A 16,239-nucleotide genomic window follows, 5' to 3' on the forward strand; every position below is an offset into this window, starting at 1 on the left:
CAGAATAACTAACAACGAGATTCGGGATAATAAGTATGCGGGAAAAGAGATCGTCATTTTTTTTCTGGCTCAAGATCGTATTGGCATCTTCGATGCTGATATTGCTCGTCGTCGGTGGGCTGCTGGTCGCCCAGGAGATGCGCACTTCGGACTATCAGGCACGTTTTTTTGCCGGCCTGGCCAGCAAGGCCAGCTATACGCTCGGCGCGGGGCCGAGTCCGTCTATCCGTTTCCCCCAGAGCGCGCCGTATGACGATCGTCTCGGTTATGCCCAGCTGCCGGCGTTTCTCGGCAAGCTCACGGCCCGGGATTTCGAGATCGTCAAACAGGCCCGGATCTCAAAGGGCATGACGGAGATCGTCGACGCCGGTTATTTCGCCCCCTATCTTGAAAAGACCCAGAGCGGTCTGAGCATTCTCGATTGTCACAACGATAGTCTGTTTCAGGAGCGCTATCCGAAACGGATTTACGAACGCTTTGACGATATCGCGCCGATCCTGGTGCAGAGCCTGCTGTTCATCGAGAACCGTGAACTGCTCGATCCTAGCCATCCGAAGCGCAACCCGGCAGTGGAGTGGGACCGGCTGGCAAATGCGGTGCTGATCAAGGCCAAGAGTGCCGTCACCGGCAACGGCAGTACGCCCGGCGGCAGCACGCTGGCGACCCAAATAGAGAAGTACCGTCATTCTTCCGAAGGACGCACGTCATCGATCCAGGAAAAATTGCAGCAGATGGTGTCGGCCGCCTTGCGCGCCTATCAGCAGGGCGAGGATACCGGTGCGGTGCGGCGCCAGATCGTGTTGAGCTACATGAATACGATGCCACTGTCAGCCAAGGCCGGCTTTGGTGAAGTGCATGGCCTGGGCGATGGTTTGTGGGTCTGGTATGGGCGTGATTTCAATGAAGTCAACCGCATCCTGAAAAACACAGCGGCGCAAAATGGCGATGTCAGCGAGCAGGCGCAACTGTACAAGCAGTCGCTGAGCCTGCTGATTTCACAGCGCCGCCCTTCGTATTATTTCGATGCCGATGAGGCCGAATTGGAGCAACTCACCGACAGCCATCTGCGCCTGCTGGGCAGTGCCGGCGTGATTACGCCTGCGCTGCGCGATGCAGCGCTCAAGGCAAAGCTGAATCGGCGTGCCAACAAGATTCCTGTCGCAGCGGTTTCTTTTGTGACGCAGAAGGCGGCCAATGCGGTGCGCACGCATCTTGCCGGCTTGCTCGGCGGCAGTCGCCTGTACGATCTGGATCGCCTCGATCTCGGCGTGGCCAGCACGCTGGATGCGCCGGTGCAGGCAGCAGTGACCAAGCTGTTGCGGGAGTTGCGCGAACCGGCCAGCGCCGAGGCGGCCGGACTCAACAGCAAGCAGTTGCTGGACCGTGGTGATCCGGCCAAGGTGGTGTATAGCTTCACGCTATATGAGCGCGGAAGCGACGCCAATACCCTGCGGGTGCAAACCGATAATTTCGACCAGCCCCTGAATATCAACGAAGGCACCAAGCTCGACCTCGGCTCCACCGCCAAACTGCGCACGTTGGTGACCTATCTCGACATCATGGCCAAACTGTATGAGCGACTGTCGGTGCTGGATGGCACGCAATTGCGCGCGCTGGAAGTCGACCGGCAGGATATCCTGACGCGCTGGGCGGCCGATTATTTTCTTGCTGCGAAAGATAAGGACCTGAGCACGATGCTGGATGCGGCGCTGGAGCGGCGCTATTCCGCCAGTACCGGGGAAGGATTTTTTACCGGCGGCGGGCTGCACCACTTCGACAATTTCAAGCGCGAGGACAATGGCAAGGTGATGTCGGTACGCGATGGACTGCGCAATTCGGTCAACCTGGTGTTCATCCGGCTGATGCGCGATATCGTGCACCACTATATGTTCCTGACCCCCGGGTCCTCGGCCAAGCTGCTGCAGGATGCCGACGATCCGCGCCGTGCCGCGTATCTGGCGCGCTTCGCCGATCGCGAAGGGCAGGTGTTCATGCGGCGTTTCCTGGTCAAATACCAGGGCAAAACCGCACAACAGGCGGAGGATTTGCTGCTGGAGAACGTGCGCCCGACCGCGTCGCGGCTGGCGGCCATCTTCCGCACCATTGCACCGGATGCGACGCTCGACCAGTTCACTGCTTTCGTGAAGGCCAATCTGCCGGACGGCCTCAAGCTGGCCGAGCCAAGGCTGGCCAAACTCTACGAGCAATACGCGCCGCAACAGATGTCGCTGGCGGATCGCGGCTATCTGGCAAACGTCCATCCGCTCGAGTTGTGGCTGGTCGGCTATCTGCGCAACCATCCGGGGGCGAGTCAGACGCAAGTGATGCAGGCCAGTGTCGCTGAGCGCCAGGCGGTGTATTCCTGGCTGTTTTCCACCCATCGCAAGCATGCGCAGGACAGGCGGATTCTGGGTTTGCTCGAAGGCGAAGGATTTCTGGAAATCCACCGCCAATGGGCGCACACGGGTTACCCCTTCGATTCGCTGGTGCCGTCGTATGCGACCGCGCTCGGGGCGTCGGCCGACCGTCCCGCCGCGCTGGCGGAATTGATGGGGATACTGGTCAACGATGGCGAGCGCAAACCGAATACCCGCATCCGGTCGCTGCACTTCGCGGTCGCGACGCCGTATGAAACCCTGCTGCAATACAAGCCGGCCCAGGCGGAACGGGTGCTGGCGCCGGAAGTGGCGCAAGCGGTGCGCGCGGCGATCCGGCGGGTGGTGGAAGACGGCACCGCCAAACGCGTGAAGCAGGCATTTGTCCGGCCTGACGGCAGCTTCATTCCGGTCGGCGGCAAGACCGGCACCGGCGATCAGCGCTTTGATACCTACGGCGCTGGCGGCCGCCTGATTTCATCGCGCGTGGTGAATCGATCTGCGACTTTCGTGTTCAACATCGATGAACGTTTCTTCGGCACCATCATCGCCTACGTGCCGGGAGCGCAGGCCGCCGCCTACGACTTCACCAGCGGCCTGCCGGTGCAATTGCTGAAAGTGCTGGCGCCCACGCTGATGCCCCTAATTAATGGTGATGCCGGCGGCGCAGGCGGTGCTGCACCGCCGGGCGGCTGCATCAATTGAGTGCCGACGACGACCACTGGCATTGCAATGGTTCTGACCAAAGGTGCATGTTGGCTGTTTTCTTGCAGGTCGCGCTTCACCCCGATTACGGACACTTCGGATGATTGCACGCTCATTTGCAGACAATGTGAGCCGAAAATGGCGTTAAACACGAGCCGTCACGCTCAGCGTGCGTAAAATTCCGTTTCGTGTCTTGTCCCCTTCAAAAGTGGCAAGTGTAACTGCCTGGAAAATTTGCACCAGAGCGTGAAATTCAACCTGCCAAGCCGAACAGCGCGCCGGCGATGATCAGCCACAAGGGGTTCCAACGGCTGCGCATTAGAACCACCACCACGGTGGCGCCGGTCAAAACAACACTGGATAAGCTAGTATCAACCGCCCGAGCCAGCAGGACACCGCTGCTGAGCGCCAGACCGACCGTGATGGGTGCCATGCCGCGGCGGAAAGCATTGAGCCAGCGGGTATGGGCAAACAGGTCGGCCCAACCGACTGCGTGATAGGCCAGGAGGGATGAAGGCCCAAACATCCCCAACGTCGCGCCGAACGCACCGGGCAGGCCGGCCATCTGCAGCCCAAACAAGGTGATAAACAGCGCATTGGGTCCGGGTGCCGCCTGAGACAGCGCGAACAGGGCGGCGAACTGCTCGCTACTCATCCAGCCTTGCGCATCCACCACATAGCGGTGGATGTCGGGCAATACCGCAGTGACACCGCCGATCGCCATCAGCGACAGCAGCGCCATGTGCAGGGTCATATCGCTCAGTTCAGAAATACTCATTGTTGCTTCCATACTGCTGCGATGGCGATCGGAGCCAGTACCAGCATCGTGAGCACGAGGGGAATGTGCAGCAACGTGATGGAGATGAAGGTAGTTAACACGAAGAGTGCTGTATGCAGCGCGCGCGGCAGGCTGGCGATGAGCTTGAGCGCGGTAGCGATCACCAATCCAGCTGACACCGGTTTCACCCCGTTCAGGATATGCTGGACCAGCGATTGCTGGCCATAGGACTGGTACAAGTAACCCAGAATCAGGATGATGCACAGCGGAAAAAAATACAGCCCCGTGACGGCGAAAAAAGCGCCTTTCAGGCCAAAGTAGCGCCGCCCAAGCATTACAGTGAAACTCGAAACGATGGGGCCAGGAATCAATTGCGCCATACTAAGCAGCTCGGTGAATTCGGCCGGCGTCATCCATTTTTTCTGCTCCACCAGTACCCGTCGTACCCACGGCAGTACGCCGCCGAAACCAGACAGGCCTATCCAGGCGAACGCCCAGAATAATGCGCGGCAGGAGGCGGGGGCGGCAGGATCGCTATTGTCGGTGTTATCCCAATAAGCCATTTTTGAACCACGCCATCAATTCTTTAAAAAGTGTGTCGCATTCCCACTCCTACTGTCCCGGCAGAGCCGGCGTTGGATTTTTTATCAAACACATAAATGGCATATACATCGGTACGTTTTGATAAAAAATGGTCGTAGCCAATAGACGCCGTTGTGCGCGCCGTTTCAATATTCTTCGGCGCATTCACTTTTGTTCTTGCCACTTCAGCTAACAGTGAACCGTTCTTTGTTATCGGAATTGACAGACCTGCATCGTACGTTTTAGAAGCGATACCTGAGCTCGAACTCGTCTTTTCCAATGATGTGTATATTTTTAAAAGTTTGAAATCGTAAGTAACACCGCCTAAATAAGCATCTTGTTGTGAGACAGCAGACGAAGGCGTATTTACGCGTACGCGTTGAGCAGATAGCGCGGCAGTGAACGGGCCTTGGGTGTAACTCCCGTGCAGGCCCATGTTGGCAATGCCGGGTTGGCCGGGAACTTCGCCTGAGCCATACACGGCCGCACCTTTGAATCCTCCGAGATTTGGCGATGTATATTCGATGACGTTGTTCCAGACGGTGTCGCCGACAATGGCGCTGCCATAGGTTGCGACAAACGATTGCAGTACCAGCGGTGAAAAAACGACAGAAGAGCCGAACGGGCTTAGCGTAGCCATGTTGGTGTAGGTCGGATTGGTTTGACGTCCCAAAGTCACTCTGCCGAAACCACCCTCGATGCCCACCCAGGCGTTCCGTGCAAAGAAGGGGTCGGTTGCACTGCGGCCTTGCTCGCCGGTATCGGGACGAAAGAAGCTTTCCAGTGCAAAAACGGCTTTGTAACCGCTGCCCAGATCTTCATTCCCTTTAAATCCGAGATAGGAAGTGGTCAATCCCCCGCCCCCTTCCTGAAGCACGGATGAAGCGTCACCGCTGCGTTTGGCGCTGCCTACATATGCCCCGACCAAGCCATACACTTGTACGGATGCCTGAGCAACGGCATCGCTTGCCGTAAAGCCTAAAAGGAGACCAGTAACCGCGACCGCCTTTGACACCACATGTATTTTTTTCATTTCATCTCCTCGGATAATTTATTTTTGCTTTGGAATTCCAGACGTCTGACGGTCGGCGTGCCGCCATATCACCCTATCGGTTCTATCTCATGGAGCGATGTCCTCCAATGCACGGTCAGTTGTTTCAATCATTCGGTACGCCGTGCATACACCTACGACGGCGACACAGGCAAACATCAAAAACACCGTGGCAATGCCCTGCCCCGCCAACACAATTCCGACAATTGCAGGCGAAGCTGCAGAGGCCCGTCAGCAGAAGGTTGCCAAACCGGTGCGAATTGCGCGTATGCAGGTGGGATAAATCTTAAGCGTGTACAGATAAAGAAAAACATTGGCGGTCTTTATCACTGCATCAGCAGAAGAGGCCAGTTAGGTACAATTTGCACCTACTCGGGTTGACCATTGAGCACTCGGTCGAGCCTGTCCTTGTCGAGTGCACCTTCCCATTTCGAGATGATGATGGTCGCAACGGCGTTGCCAATCAGATTGGTCGGGACCAAACCTTCGGCCAACAGACGGTGAACTCCCAACACCAGTGCGACGCTTGCGACGGGAATCGATCCGACCGTCGATAGGGTCGCGGCCAAGACCACGAACGCGGCACCGGCCACGCCTGCGGCACCCTTTGAAGTCAGCAACAACACGGCGAGGAGTCCGATCTGCTGGTACATGTCCAACGGCGTGTTGGTCGCTTGGGCGAGGAACACACAGACGGTTGCGAGATAAAGGCATGTACCGTCGAGATTGAACGAATAGCCGGTCGGGATAACGAGTCCCACGACGCTGGATTTGCAACCGAGGTTTTCCATCTTTTTCAGCATACGTGGGAGAACCACTTCCGAAGATGTGGTTGCGAAGCAAATCAGGATTTCCTCGCGGATGTAGCGCATCAGTTTGAAAAGGCTGAAGCCGCACATTTTCGATAGCGGGGCGAGCACAAGGAAGACGAAAATGAGGCATGTCACATAAAAGCAGAGCAGTAAGTTACCCAGCGATACAAGCGCGCCAGCGCCGTACTTACCGACAGTGAACGCAATGGCGCCAAAGGCCCCAAGCGGTGCGGCCCACATCACAATTGCTACAGCACCGAACAAAACATTGGAGGCCACTTCAAGAATATTGACCAAGGGCTTGCCATGCTCTCCCAGGGCGATCAATGCGCTGCCGAAGATCACCGAAATAAACAGGACCTGCAGAATATTTCCTTCGGCGAGCGAGCCCACTACTGTCGAAGGAATGATATTCATAAGAAACGGAATAATTCCGTGCGCATGGGTCTGATCAACATAACCTTTGACTGATCCGGCATCGAGCGAGGACGCCTGGACGTTCATGCCCACGCCAGGCTGCCAGAGATTGACGATTACAAGCGCCACGATCAGTGCTATCGACGTCATCACTTCAAAGTAGATGAGGGTTTTGATTGCGACTCTCCCCACTTTCGACATGTCATCCATTTTCGCAATACCGAGGACGACGGTACAGAAGATGATTGGTGCGATCAGCATGCGAATCAGTTTGATGAAAGCGTCTCCAAGCGGCTGCATGCTCTGGCCAGCGGCGGGGTAGTAGTGCCCGACCGCGATTCCGATTACCATTGCAAAAAGCACTTGGACCCAAAGCTGTTTGTACCAGCTTCGTCGTCCTCTGCCTGAAATACTGCGTAGATGGAATGTGTCCGTGCTCATGAGTGTCTCCTCTTGATTTTAGATTTCTTGCTAGTAACTATCTGTGCTGCGCCGCTGCAGGCTTTACCAATGGGTCGCTGGCAGAGTTAAAGATCGGCCCAATTCTCATGAGTTATGAATGATTTCCCTCCTTGCCCCAATATAGGCGGGTCGGATTGTCCACCAGCAGATTGCGCTGCAACTCAACCGTCGTGGCTATGCGCGGCAAGTAATCCACCAGTAAGCCGTCATCTGGCATGTGGTTGGCGAGATTCGGGTGCGGCCAGTCGGTGCCCCATAACACCCGGTCAGGGAAAGTCTCAACCAGCCGTTTCGCGAATGGCACCACATCACGGTAGGCACTTTGCTCGCCGTTCAGCGCGCTCGGGCCGGAAACACTCAAGCGCTCCGGGCAACTTACTTTCGACCAGATATTGGAATGTTCTCGCATCATTTTTACGAACAGTTCGAACTCGGGGCCATCCACCGGCTTGGTCACATCGGGGCGCCCCATATGGTCCACCACCACGATGGTCGGTAGCGTGGTGAAGAAGTCCCACAACTCTGGCAGATCAACCGCCTCGAAATAGATCACCACATGCCAGCCCAGCGGGGCAATGCGGTTGGCAATTTCCAGCAGTTCTTCACGCGGCGTGAAGTCGACCAGGCGCTTGACGAAGTTGAAGCGCGTGCCGCGCACGCCCGCCTCGTGCATCTCTTCCAACTCGGCGTCGCTGATCGTGCGCTTGATCGTTGCGACCCCTCTCGCCCTGCCCTTGGAATGTTTGAGCGCATCGATCATCGCCTGGTTATTGCTGCCGTGGCAGGTGGCCTGGACGATCACATTCTTGTCGAAGCCCAAGTGGTCACGCAGAGCGAACAACTGCGCCTTCGATGCATCGCAGGGCGTGTATTTGCGCTCTGGGGCATAGGGAAATTCGGCGCCTGGACCAAACACGTGGCAGTGGGCATCCACGGCGCCAGGCGGCAGCGTGAAACGGGGTTTCGATGGCACGGGATAAAACGGCAGCCATCCGGGGGTCATCTCGAATTTCATGGTGCTCCTGAATTGGAAGGATCGATCAACTGTTGGCGAATTCGTTTTTAGTCGAGGTACTTCAAACCGGCCTTTTCCAATGGCCCACGCATGTTGTACATGTCCAAACCCAGCACGCCGGCTGCCAGCCTGGCGCGCTTGTCGCCTTCATTGGCCTCACGTGCTTCAGCCGCATCGGCGACCTGGGCCGCCACGTCACGCGGTACGACGACAACGCCATCGTCGTCAGCCAGCACGACATCGCCGGGTTGACTAATGCGTCCGCACAGATCACCGGTACATTCACCGAGCCCAGAGTCGCGCGCGCAGTCCCCTTCGCACTGATGGCCTTCGAGAATACGGGGAACTGCATGGCGGTCAAATCCTTGACATCGCGCACGCCGGCGTCGGTGATCAGGCCGCAGGCAACTTGCGCTCGATAGGATGTAGCAAGAAGATCTCATGGCAGTATTCTTGAGCCCGGCGATTTGCCGATTGCGCCACTCTTCAAGCGCCTTGGGCGCGGTAGTGTAGTGACCATGAATATCGATAATCATCAGAATATTTCTTTCATTCTATGTTTCAGGCACAACAGCATCGCCCCCGCGCCGCCTCGAGATTCAGCCCGCCACCATGATCGTGCGGAGATCGCGTCCCCGGGTCTCGGGTAAGAGGAAAGCCGCGAGGACCACCAGGAAATAAGCGGCGCTGGCACAAAGACCCATGGCGGCCCCCAACTCCATGTTCATGCTGAGGATACCCACCATAGTCGGCATGAAGGCTCCCAGCGCGCGGCCTGCATTGCCGCACAAACCTTGAGCCGAGCCGCGGATGCGGGTCGGAAAAAGCTCGGCGATGTAGGCAGCGGTGCCTGCCGCCGTGCCCGACTGCAAGGTGCCCAGCACAAATCCCAGGATAAGTGTCGCCGTCAGGTTGATCGGCGTCAGCGTATAAACCGCGACCGCGATGGCCTGACAACAGGCAATGATCATAAAGGTCTTACGCCGTCCGAAGGCATCGGCCATCCAGCCATTCAGGAACGCCCCGGCGAAGGAACCGAGAATGTTGATGGCGAGGTAGCCACCCACGTTTGCAATGGAAAGGTGCAGTACCAATTTCAGATAGGCCGGCAACCAGGTGATCATCACGTAGTTCCCACCGTAGATTCCGAATGTCAGCAGGATGACCTTGAGAGTTGTCGCCCTATTGGGAACATGGAAGACTTCCCAGACATTTGCTTTTTTTGCATCTGGACGCGCTTCGGCAAATACCGGGGCCTCCTTGATGTTGCGCCGGATCCAAAGAACAAGTAGTGCGGGTGCTAGGCCGAGACTGAAAAACACCCGCCAGGCTACATCCTGAGGAAGGTAGCTGAAAAGAATCGTCGACACCAACACGGCGATGCCGTAGCCGGCTGCCCACCCGGCCTGTAGCGCTCCGACCACCCGGCCACGCACCTGCGGGTTGATCGTTTCGCTAATCAGGACAGCACCGACCGCCCACTCGCCTCCGAAACCGATCCCTTGCAGACTGCGCGTGAACATCAGTTCCCCGAACGAATGTGTGAACGCGGACAAGAACGTGAACGCCGAAAACCAGATGATGGTTAATTGCAGGATTCTGACCCGGCCGTAGCGGTCGGCCAGGATGCCGGCAATCCAGCCGCCGATAGCGGCCATGATGAGAACGGTCGTCCCGAGAATTCCGGCTTCCCCCTTGGTCATCCCCCATAACGCGATCAGCGTCGGGATGGTGAGGGCATACATTTGGGTATCCATCGCATCGAGCCCCCAGCCGCTGAAACATGCCCAGAAGGTGCGTTTCTCGGACTTTGTAAGCTCTGTGAACCACTTAAACATTGTCGAATCTCCTTTATTCAATCGTTATTGGATGTGCCTGATTTGGTTGAAAGCGCAATCAAACTGTCCGCGCATCCTTTCAGGCAATCAGGGGTTTTTTAATTTTTTCGGGGAAACAAGTTTTTTGTAGACTTTGCCGGACGATCAACTGTTGCCGAATTCGCTTTTAGTCGAGGTACTTCAAACCGGCCTTTTCCAATGGCCCACGCATGTTGTACATGTCCAGACCCAGCACGCCGGCTGCCAGCCTGGCGCGCTTGTCGCCTTCATTGGCCTCACGTGCTTCAGCCGCATCGGCCACTTGCCGAGCGATGGCAGCAGGCACGACAACGACACCGTCGTCATCGGCGATCACCACGTCCCCCGGGTAGACCATGGCGCCGGCGCACACCACTGGAATGTTCACCGAGCCCAGAGTGGCCTTGATAGTGCCCTTGGCATGGATCGCTTTGGAGAACACCGGAAACTGCATGGCCGTCAATTCCTTGACATCGCGCACGCCGGCATCAATGATCAAACCCCTGGCCCCGCGAGCGCGGAACGACGTGGCCAGCAGATCGCCAAAAAAGCCATCGATATTGTCCGAAGTAACTGCTGCTACCACCACGTCACCGGGCTGCAATTGTTCCGCGGCCACATGCATCATCCAGTTGTCGCCGGGCTGCAGCAGCACCGTCACCGCTGTGCCGCACACGTATGCGCCGACATACACGGGTCGCAAGAATGGCTTCATCAGGCCGACACGTCCCATGGCTTCGTGAATGGTGGCGACGCCAAAACGCGATAATTTTTCGACGGCAGCCTGGTCGGCACGCATGATGTTGCGTTTGACCACTCCCAGGGTATTTGCTAGATCGTTGTTGTTCATGAGCTTACTTTCTTGCATTAAGTGCGGCATCTAACCGCGGGAATACCCGGCGCGCGTTGCCTTCGTAGACCTTGTACCGGTCCTCATCGCTCAGTTGAGTCGATGCTTCGATGTAGCGCTTGGTATCGTCGAAATAATGGCCGGTTTCGGGATCGATGCCGCGCACCGCGCCGATCATCTCGGATCCGAACAAAATGTTATCGACCGGTATAACTTTGGTCAGCAGGTCAATGCCTGGCTGGTGGTAGACGCAGGTGTCAAAGAAGATATTGTTGAGCAGGTGGTCCTGCAGCAAGGGTTTCTTCAGTTCCTGCGCCAAGCCACGGAAGCGTCCCCAATGGTAGGGCACGGCGCCTCCGCCATGAGGAATGATAAATTTGAGCGTCGGAAAATCCTTGAACAAATCCGAGGTGAGACATTGCATGAACGCCGTGGTATCAGCATTCAGGTAGTGCGCGCCGGTAGTATGGAAGCAGGCATTGCAACTGGTGGATACATGAATCATGGCCGGAATGTCGTATTCCACCATTTTTTCGTAGATCGGGTACCAGTGGCGATCGCTCAACGACGGCGAAGTCCAGTGACCGCCAGAAGGATCGGGGTTCAGGTTGATGCCAACGCTGCCGAATTGCTGGACGCATTTTTCCAGCTCTGGAATACAGCTGGCCGGATCGACACCGGGCGACTGCGGCAACATGGCGGCACCGATGAAGTGATCCGGAAACAGCTGCGCGACACGATAGCAGAGTTCGTTACAGATGGCAGCCCAGGCAGACGATACATTGAAGTCGCCGATGTGGTGCGCCATGAAGCTGGCGCGTGGCGAGAAAATGGTGAGGTCGCTGCCGCGCTGCTTCATCAGCCTAAGCTGGTTGCTCTCGATCGACTCGCGCAGTTCGTCGTCGCTGATCTTCAATTCCGATGCTTTCGGCATGGAAGAGGGATCCTTGATTCCGGCGATCTGACGGTTACGCCAGTCTTCCAGTGCCTTGGGTGCGGTCGTGTAATGACCGTGACAGTCGATGATCATTGGCTTTCGCATTTATTGTGTCTCCTTGTAATTTCTCAGTCTTTGGTCCAGATGCATGCAGGAATCATCACCTCACCGCGCATGATCAGCCGCGCCGTGCGCAACAGGGCGGCGCGGGTCACGCTTTGCGGATGCGCCGGATCCAGAGCCAGCTCGACGCTGAATTCCCCGGTCGGATGCTCCACCGACACCGTTTTGCAGTCACCTTCAGGGATGGCCGCGATGCCTTGGGTCACTGAGCCGTCGAGCACGCACGCGGTGCCGACCGTGACGGCCGCCAGCACGCCAATGGCATCGTGACAAACATGCGGGATGAAGCAACGTGTGGCAATGCTGCCGCCGTCTTTTGGCGGGGCAATGAGGCACATCTTGGGGTATGACTTTTTACTCACGTCCCCCAGGCCCATCAGATGTCCGGTCTTCAGGCGCAAAGTCTCCAGCCGGCCCTTGAGTTCAACGTCGGCATTCAACTCGCTTACCGTTTCATAGCCGGTGCGGCCCAAGTCGCTGGCACGCATCAATACCATCGGCATGCCATTGTCTATGCAGGTCAATTGCAGCGTGAACGGTGCAAAGTCATCGCCTTCAACTGTGACCTCATCCAGTACCTTGCCGGTGGGGAGCAGGCCACTGCAGACCGAACCCGCGGTATCCAGAAAGTTGATCGTGATTGGTGCTGCGCTGCCGGGCACGCCGTCAATTCTGGCATCGCCGTCATAAGACACGTGGCCATCTGGCGTCAGCACGGTCACGTCACATTGCATGCCGGTGTTGAGGGTCAACACGCGCACGGTAGTGCTGCTACCCTGCCCCTCAATCAGGCCGCGCTCAAGGGCAAACGGCACCACTGCGGCCAGCATGTTGCCGCAGTTTGGCGTCGTGTCGACAATGTCACTGTCCGGTTGCAATTGGGCAAAAAGAAAATCCAGCGCGACACCGGGCGTGCTGCTTTTGCTAACGATGCCAACTTTACTGGTTAGCGGATTCGCACCCCCGAGCCCATCGATCTGCCGTTTATCGGGAGAGCCTAGGACGGCCAGAAGCACGCGGTCACGGGTCGCAATATCGGCCGGCAGGTCGGAGGCGAGGAAAAATGGGCCACGCGACGTACCTGCACGCATCAACAAGGTTGGAATCGAGGTTTGCATGGGTCAATTGTAGGGCTGTCAGACCTAGGAAGAAACGGTATAATCCACCTAGCTGATATAACAATATGAGATACCTCATGGATTTGAAGCAATTGGAATATTTCGTGTGTGTTGCTGAATTGGGCAGCTTTACGCGGGCGTCGATTTTGCTCAATGTTGCCCAACCTGCGTTGAGCCGCCAGGTGCGATTGCTAGAGGTCGAGCTACGACAACATTTGCTGATCAGGCATGGGCGTGGCGTTACCATGACTGAGGCAGGAAGCTTATTGTTAAGCCATGGCAGAGGGATATTGCGTCAGGTCGAACGTGCCCAGGAGGAGCTGGGCAGAATAGGTGGCGCCTTGGCCGGGCGGGTCACGCTAGGTCTGCCGCCGAGTATTGCAAGGTTGATGACTGTTCCGCTCATTCGTGAGTGTCACAACCGTTTGCCAAATGCCATTGTCTCCATCACCGAGGGCCTGTCCGTATCCATACGCGAAGCCTTAATGCGTGGCAGGCTTGATATTGCCTTGCTTTATAACCCTACGCCTGACAAAGACACGGAGATCACGCCATTGCTTGAGGAAGACCTGTTTCTGATCGCGCCCCGGTTAGCGCAAGGCAGCAACACCAGACTTTCCGAACCGATATCTTTGCGCGATGTCGCCAAGCTGCCGCTGATCATTCCCAGCCTGCCAAATGCGTTAAGGATGTTAGTTGAAACACAAATGGCTTTCATTGGCGTCAAACCAAATATTGCATTCGAAATCGACGGTGTTGCAGCAATTCTTGAGTTGGTGGCCGATGGCGCCGGCCACGCAATTTTGCCAAAGCATGCGGTTGCGACTTCAGGCAAAGCTGACAATTTCGTGGTCCGCCCCATTATCGAACCTCGCATCACCAGCCTGCTCGCGATTGCCATTTCAGCACACCGTCCGGCGACAGATACCCAAAAGGCGATGATCGCACTGATCCCGGAGGTCGTTGGAAGTGTAATCAATAATGTCTCGCAGCCGGCGAATCCGGCTTTAGTGTGAGCGATGGTTCTGTTGCATTAACGCGCAAGAGGTGATATCTGGGGGTATGGGCTGATCATCGATTGTCTCGTCTCCGGTCTGAAGCAAGGATTGGGAATGCCCTGGCTGCCGGGGGCTGGTTCAGTGTGTCGCGACGGGGACCCGGTATGAAAGGCCAGTGGCCAGTTCAGGTCTCATGTACGTAACTGCCGGGCGCGGCACAAAGTGTTGGGTAGGTCGAGCTTCCCACCGGGACAGCGCTGCGCAAGGGCCCGCAACGCTGGTCCAGCCATCCCACCCAGTCTTCCCACCAGGAACCGAATAGTCGCGGCTGGCGCGCACGCCAGGCTTTGGCGTCAATCATATGGGTAGCGTCGCCCGCCCAATACTCGCGCTTCGGCGGTTGCACAGGCGGATTGATGATGCCGAAAATATGGCCGGAGCTCGAAAGCACGTACCGCACTGGCCCTTGCACCAAACTCGCCGTGCGAAAAGTCGCGCGCCACGGCGCAATGTGGTCCTCATGCGCGCCGACCGCATAAAGCGGTTGTGCAATCCGGGAGAGATCAATCGCGTGCCCGCCGAGTGTGACCCCGTTCTTTTCCACCAATTTGTTACGAAGATAAAACTCACGCAGGTAAAAAACGTGCATGGCCCGCGGCAAGCGCGTGTAATCCATATTCCAAAACAACACATTGAGAGCAGGCACGCTCTCCCCATACAGATACCTGTGAACGAAGTAATGCCAGATCAGGCTATTGGGGCGCAGCATCCGGAACGTGTTGGCAAGCGCCCGCCCGCTTAGGTAACCCCTTGTGGACACGATATTCTCAACCGTGGCAATCGCACTCTCGTTGACGAACACCTCAATTTCGCCCGGTCTCGAAAAATCCACCAGGGATGCCAACAGCGTCCAATGGGCGACCGGGATGTCCTCCCGGCGCTCGTCATATTCCTTGTTAAGCCACGCCATCAGTGCCGCCAGCGCCGTGCCGCCGAGGCAATAACCGACGGCGTGCACCTGCGGTGCCCCTGTAATCGACCGGGCGACGTCGATGGCTGCGAGCGCACCTTTAAACAGGTAATCATCGAAGGTGAGGTGGGACAGCGCGGCGGTCGGATTTTTCCAGCTGGTCACGAAAACACTGAATCCGTTATCCAGCAGAAAACGCACCAGGCTTTTTTGGGGGGTGAGGTCGAGAATATAAAACTTGTTGATCCAGGGCGCGATGATCACAATCGGCAGCGCATGCACTTGATCCGTGGTCGGGGTGTACTGGATCACCTCCATGAGCTCATTGCGAAAGACCACTGCCCCAGGCGTGGTGGCGAGATCCTTGCCGACGGCAAAGGCAGACCGGTCGACCATTTGCAGGTCGCCCACTTTCACGTCGTCATGCCAATTTTGTATGCCTTGAAGAAAGCTCTTCCCTCCGCTTTCCACCAGCGTTTTCAGCGCCACGGGATTGGTCAACAGGAAATTGCTCGGAGCAATGGCGTCAAGCCATTGCCGGGCCCAAAAAGCCGCGGTGCGGCGTTCCGTCTTCGACACGCCTGGCGTGTCGTAAAGTGTCTGTTCCAGCCAGTGCGTGTAGAAGAGATAGCATTGGCGCCACGCGGAGAATCCCGAATTCCGTTCCCACTCGGGATCCAGGAAGCGCTCATCCTGACCCAACACCGGAACCCACGCTTCGTTCTCGAGCCCCATGGTCCGGTTCCATGAATGGAAAACCCAACCTTGTAGCGCGCTGGAGAGCCTGATAGACGCGTCGGTCAACTCTTTAGGGTGGGCCAGCCACGCCAGCTGCACTGTGGCGAAAGCTTTCCCGATGCCGAACGGGTCGAACGCGTTGATCCTCCCGGCCTGTGATGCCGCGCGTCCCACGTTGGCTTTTGGTAGAGCCGTAAGCCGCCTCCGCTTGGTTTCCCTCATCGCCTGCCTTCTATTTTTTTACATCGGCATATATATGTTATAGCCTTGTGAAGCCTGTCTCCAGACTCGGGCTTGGCTGCAGGCTAGCTTGCCGCCGGATCACCATCGCAGTCAACACCTCCGCGATCGAGCGCCGTGCCAAGGATTTTCTCGAAAATATACGCGCGAACCCACACCTACGAGACTTCGACCTTTCCGGCCATTTCCTCATCGCATCCAATCCTTCATCG

Annotated in this window: 12 protein-coding genes and 1 pseudogene; 2 read left to right on the forward strand and 11 right to left on the reverse strand. The window is 56.9% G+C overall.

Annotated features, from left to right (window positions below; all coding sequences use genetic code 11):
• Positions 1 to 35 precede the first annotated feature (35 nt).
• Positions 36 to 3,080 carry a transglycosylase domain-containing protein gene (locus tag ACFOFO_RS13435; RefSeq protein ID WP_390331766.1) on the forward strand — a complete coding sequence of 1,015 codons (3,045 nt, stop codon included), beginning with the start codon at positions 36 to 38 and terminating at the stop codon, positions 3,078 to 3,080.
• A 253-nt stretch (positions 3,081 to 3,333) separates the two neighbouring features.
• Here ACFOFO_RS13435 and ACFOFO_RS13440 read toward each other — a convergent pair whose 3' ends face one another.
• From ACFOFO_RS13440 to ACFOFO_RS13485, 10 genes and pseudogenes are all read right to left on the reverse strand, one after another.
• Positions 3,334 to 3,858 carry a chromate transporter gene (locus ACFOFO_RS13440; protein WP_390323531.1) on the reverse strand — a complete coding sequence of 175 codons (525 nt, stop codon included), beginning with the start codon at positions 3,856 to 3,858 and terminating at the stop codon, positions 3,334 to 3,336.
• On the reverse strand, positions 3,855 to 4,421 hold the full coding sequence (locus ACFOFO_RS13445) for a chromate transporter (protein ID WP_390323529.1): 567 nt from the start codon (positions 4,419 to 4,421) through the stop codon (positions 3,855 to 3,857). Before ACFOFO_RS13445 ends, ACFOFO_RS13440 begins: the two co-directional genes overlap by 4 nt.
• A 23-nt stretch (positions 4,422 to 4,444) precedes the next feature.
• On the reverse strand, positions 4,445 to 5,473 hold the full coding sequence (locus ACFOFO_RS13450) for a porin (RefSeq protein WP_390323528.1): 1,029 nt from the start codon (positions 5,471 to 5,473) through the stop codon (positions 4,445 to 4,447).
• A 386-nt stretch (positions 5,474 to 5,859) separates the two neighbouring features.
• Positions 5,860 to 7,161 (reverse strand): C4-dicarboxylate transporter DctA, encoded by a 1,302-nt coding sequence (gene dctA, locus ACFOFO_RS13455; protein ID WP_390331768.1) that lies wholly within the window; start codon positions 7,159 to 7,161, stop codon positions 5,860 to 5,862.
• 112 nt (positions 7,162 to 7,273) lie between these two features.
• Positions 7,274 to 8,197: an amidohydrolase family protein gene (locus tag ACFOFO_RS13460; RefSeq protein ID WP_390323526.1), complete on the reverse strand. Its 924-nt coding sequence runs from the start codon at positions 8,195 to 8,197 to the stop codon at positions 7,274 to 7,276.
• 47 nt (positions 8,198 to 8,244) lie between these two features.
• Positions 8,245 to 8,636: pseudogene (locus tag ACFOFO_RS13465) on the reverse strand (4-carboxy-4-hydroxy-2-oxoadipate aldolase/oxaloacetate decarboxylase); the annotation flags it as partial.
• A 160-nt stretch (positions 8,637 to 8,796) separates the two neighbouring features.
• On the reverse strand, positions 8,797 to 10,035 hold the full coding sequence (locus ACFOFO_RS13470) for an MFS transporter (RefSeq protein ID WP_390331770.1): 1,239 nt from the start codon (positions 10,033 to 10,035) through the stop codon (positions 8,797 to 8,799).
• Between the two features lie 166 nt (positions 10,036 to 10,201).
• Positions 10,202 to 10,903 carry a 4-carboxy-4-hydroxy-2-oxoadipate aldolase/oxaloacetate decarboxylase gene (gene ligK, locus ACFOFO_RS13475; RefSeq protein ID WP_390331772.1) on the reverse strand — a complete coding sequence of 234 codons (702 nt, stop codon included), beginning with the start codon at positions 10,901 to 10,903 and terminating at the stop codon, positions 10,202 to 10,204.
• A gap of 4 nt (positions 10,904 to 10,907) precedes the next feature.
• Complete coding sequence (locus tag ACFOFO_RS13480) at positions 10,908 to 11,933, reverse strand: amidohydrolase family protein (RefSeq protein WP_390331827.1); 1,026 nt, start codon at positions 11,931 to 11,933, stop codon at positions 10,908 to 10,910.
• A gap of 35 nt (positions 11,934 to 11,968) precedes the next feature.
• Entirely contained in the window at positions 11,969 to 13,081 is a 1,113-nt protein-coding gene (locus tag ACFOFO_RS13485) for a 4-oxalomesaconate tautomerase (RefSeq protein ID WP_390331773.1), read from the reverse strand.
• A 77-nt stretch (positions 13,082 to 13,158) separates the two neighbouring features.
• Between ACFOFO_RS13485 and ACFOFO_RS13490 the strand changes: the two genes are divergently transcribed.
• Positions 13,159 to 14,097 carry a LysR substrate-binding domain-containing protein gene (locus ACFOFO_RS13490; protein WP_390323524.1) on the forward strand — a complete coding sequence of 313 codons (939 nt, stop codon included), beginning with the start codon at positions 13,159 to 13,161 and terminating at the stop codon, positions 14,095 to 14,097.
• 166 nt (positions 14,098 to 14,263) lie between these two features.
• On the opposite strand, the gene ACFOFO_RS13495 is transcribed toward ACFOFO_RS13490, so the two are convergent.
• Positions 14,264 to 16,009 carry a PHA/PHB synthase family protein gene (locus tag ACFOFO_RS13495; RefSeq protein ID WP_390331775.1) on the reverse strand — a complete coding sequence of 582 codons (1,746 nt, stop codon included), beginning with the start codon at positions 16,007 to 16,009 and terminating at the stop codon, positions 14,264 to 14,266.
• Positions 16,010 to 16,239 lie beyond the last annotated feature (230 nt).

This window comes from Pseudundibacterium arcticum (assembly GCF_042646465.1).
In the GTDB taxonomy this organism is placed as follows: Bacteria; Pseudomonadota; Gammaproteobacteria; order Burkholderiales; family Burkholderiaceae_D; genus Undibacterium_A; species Undibacterium_A arcticum.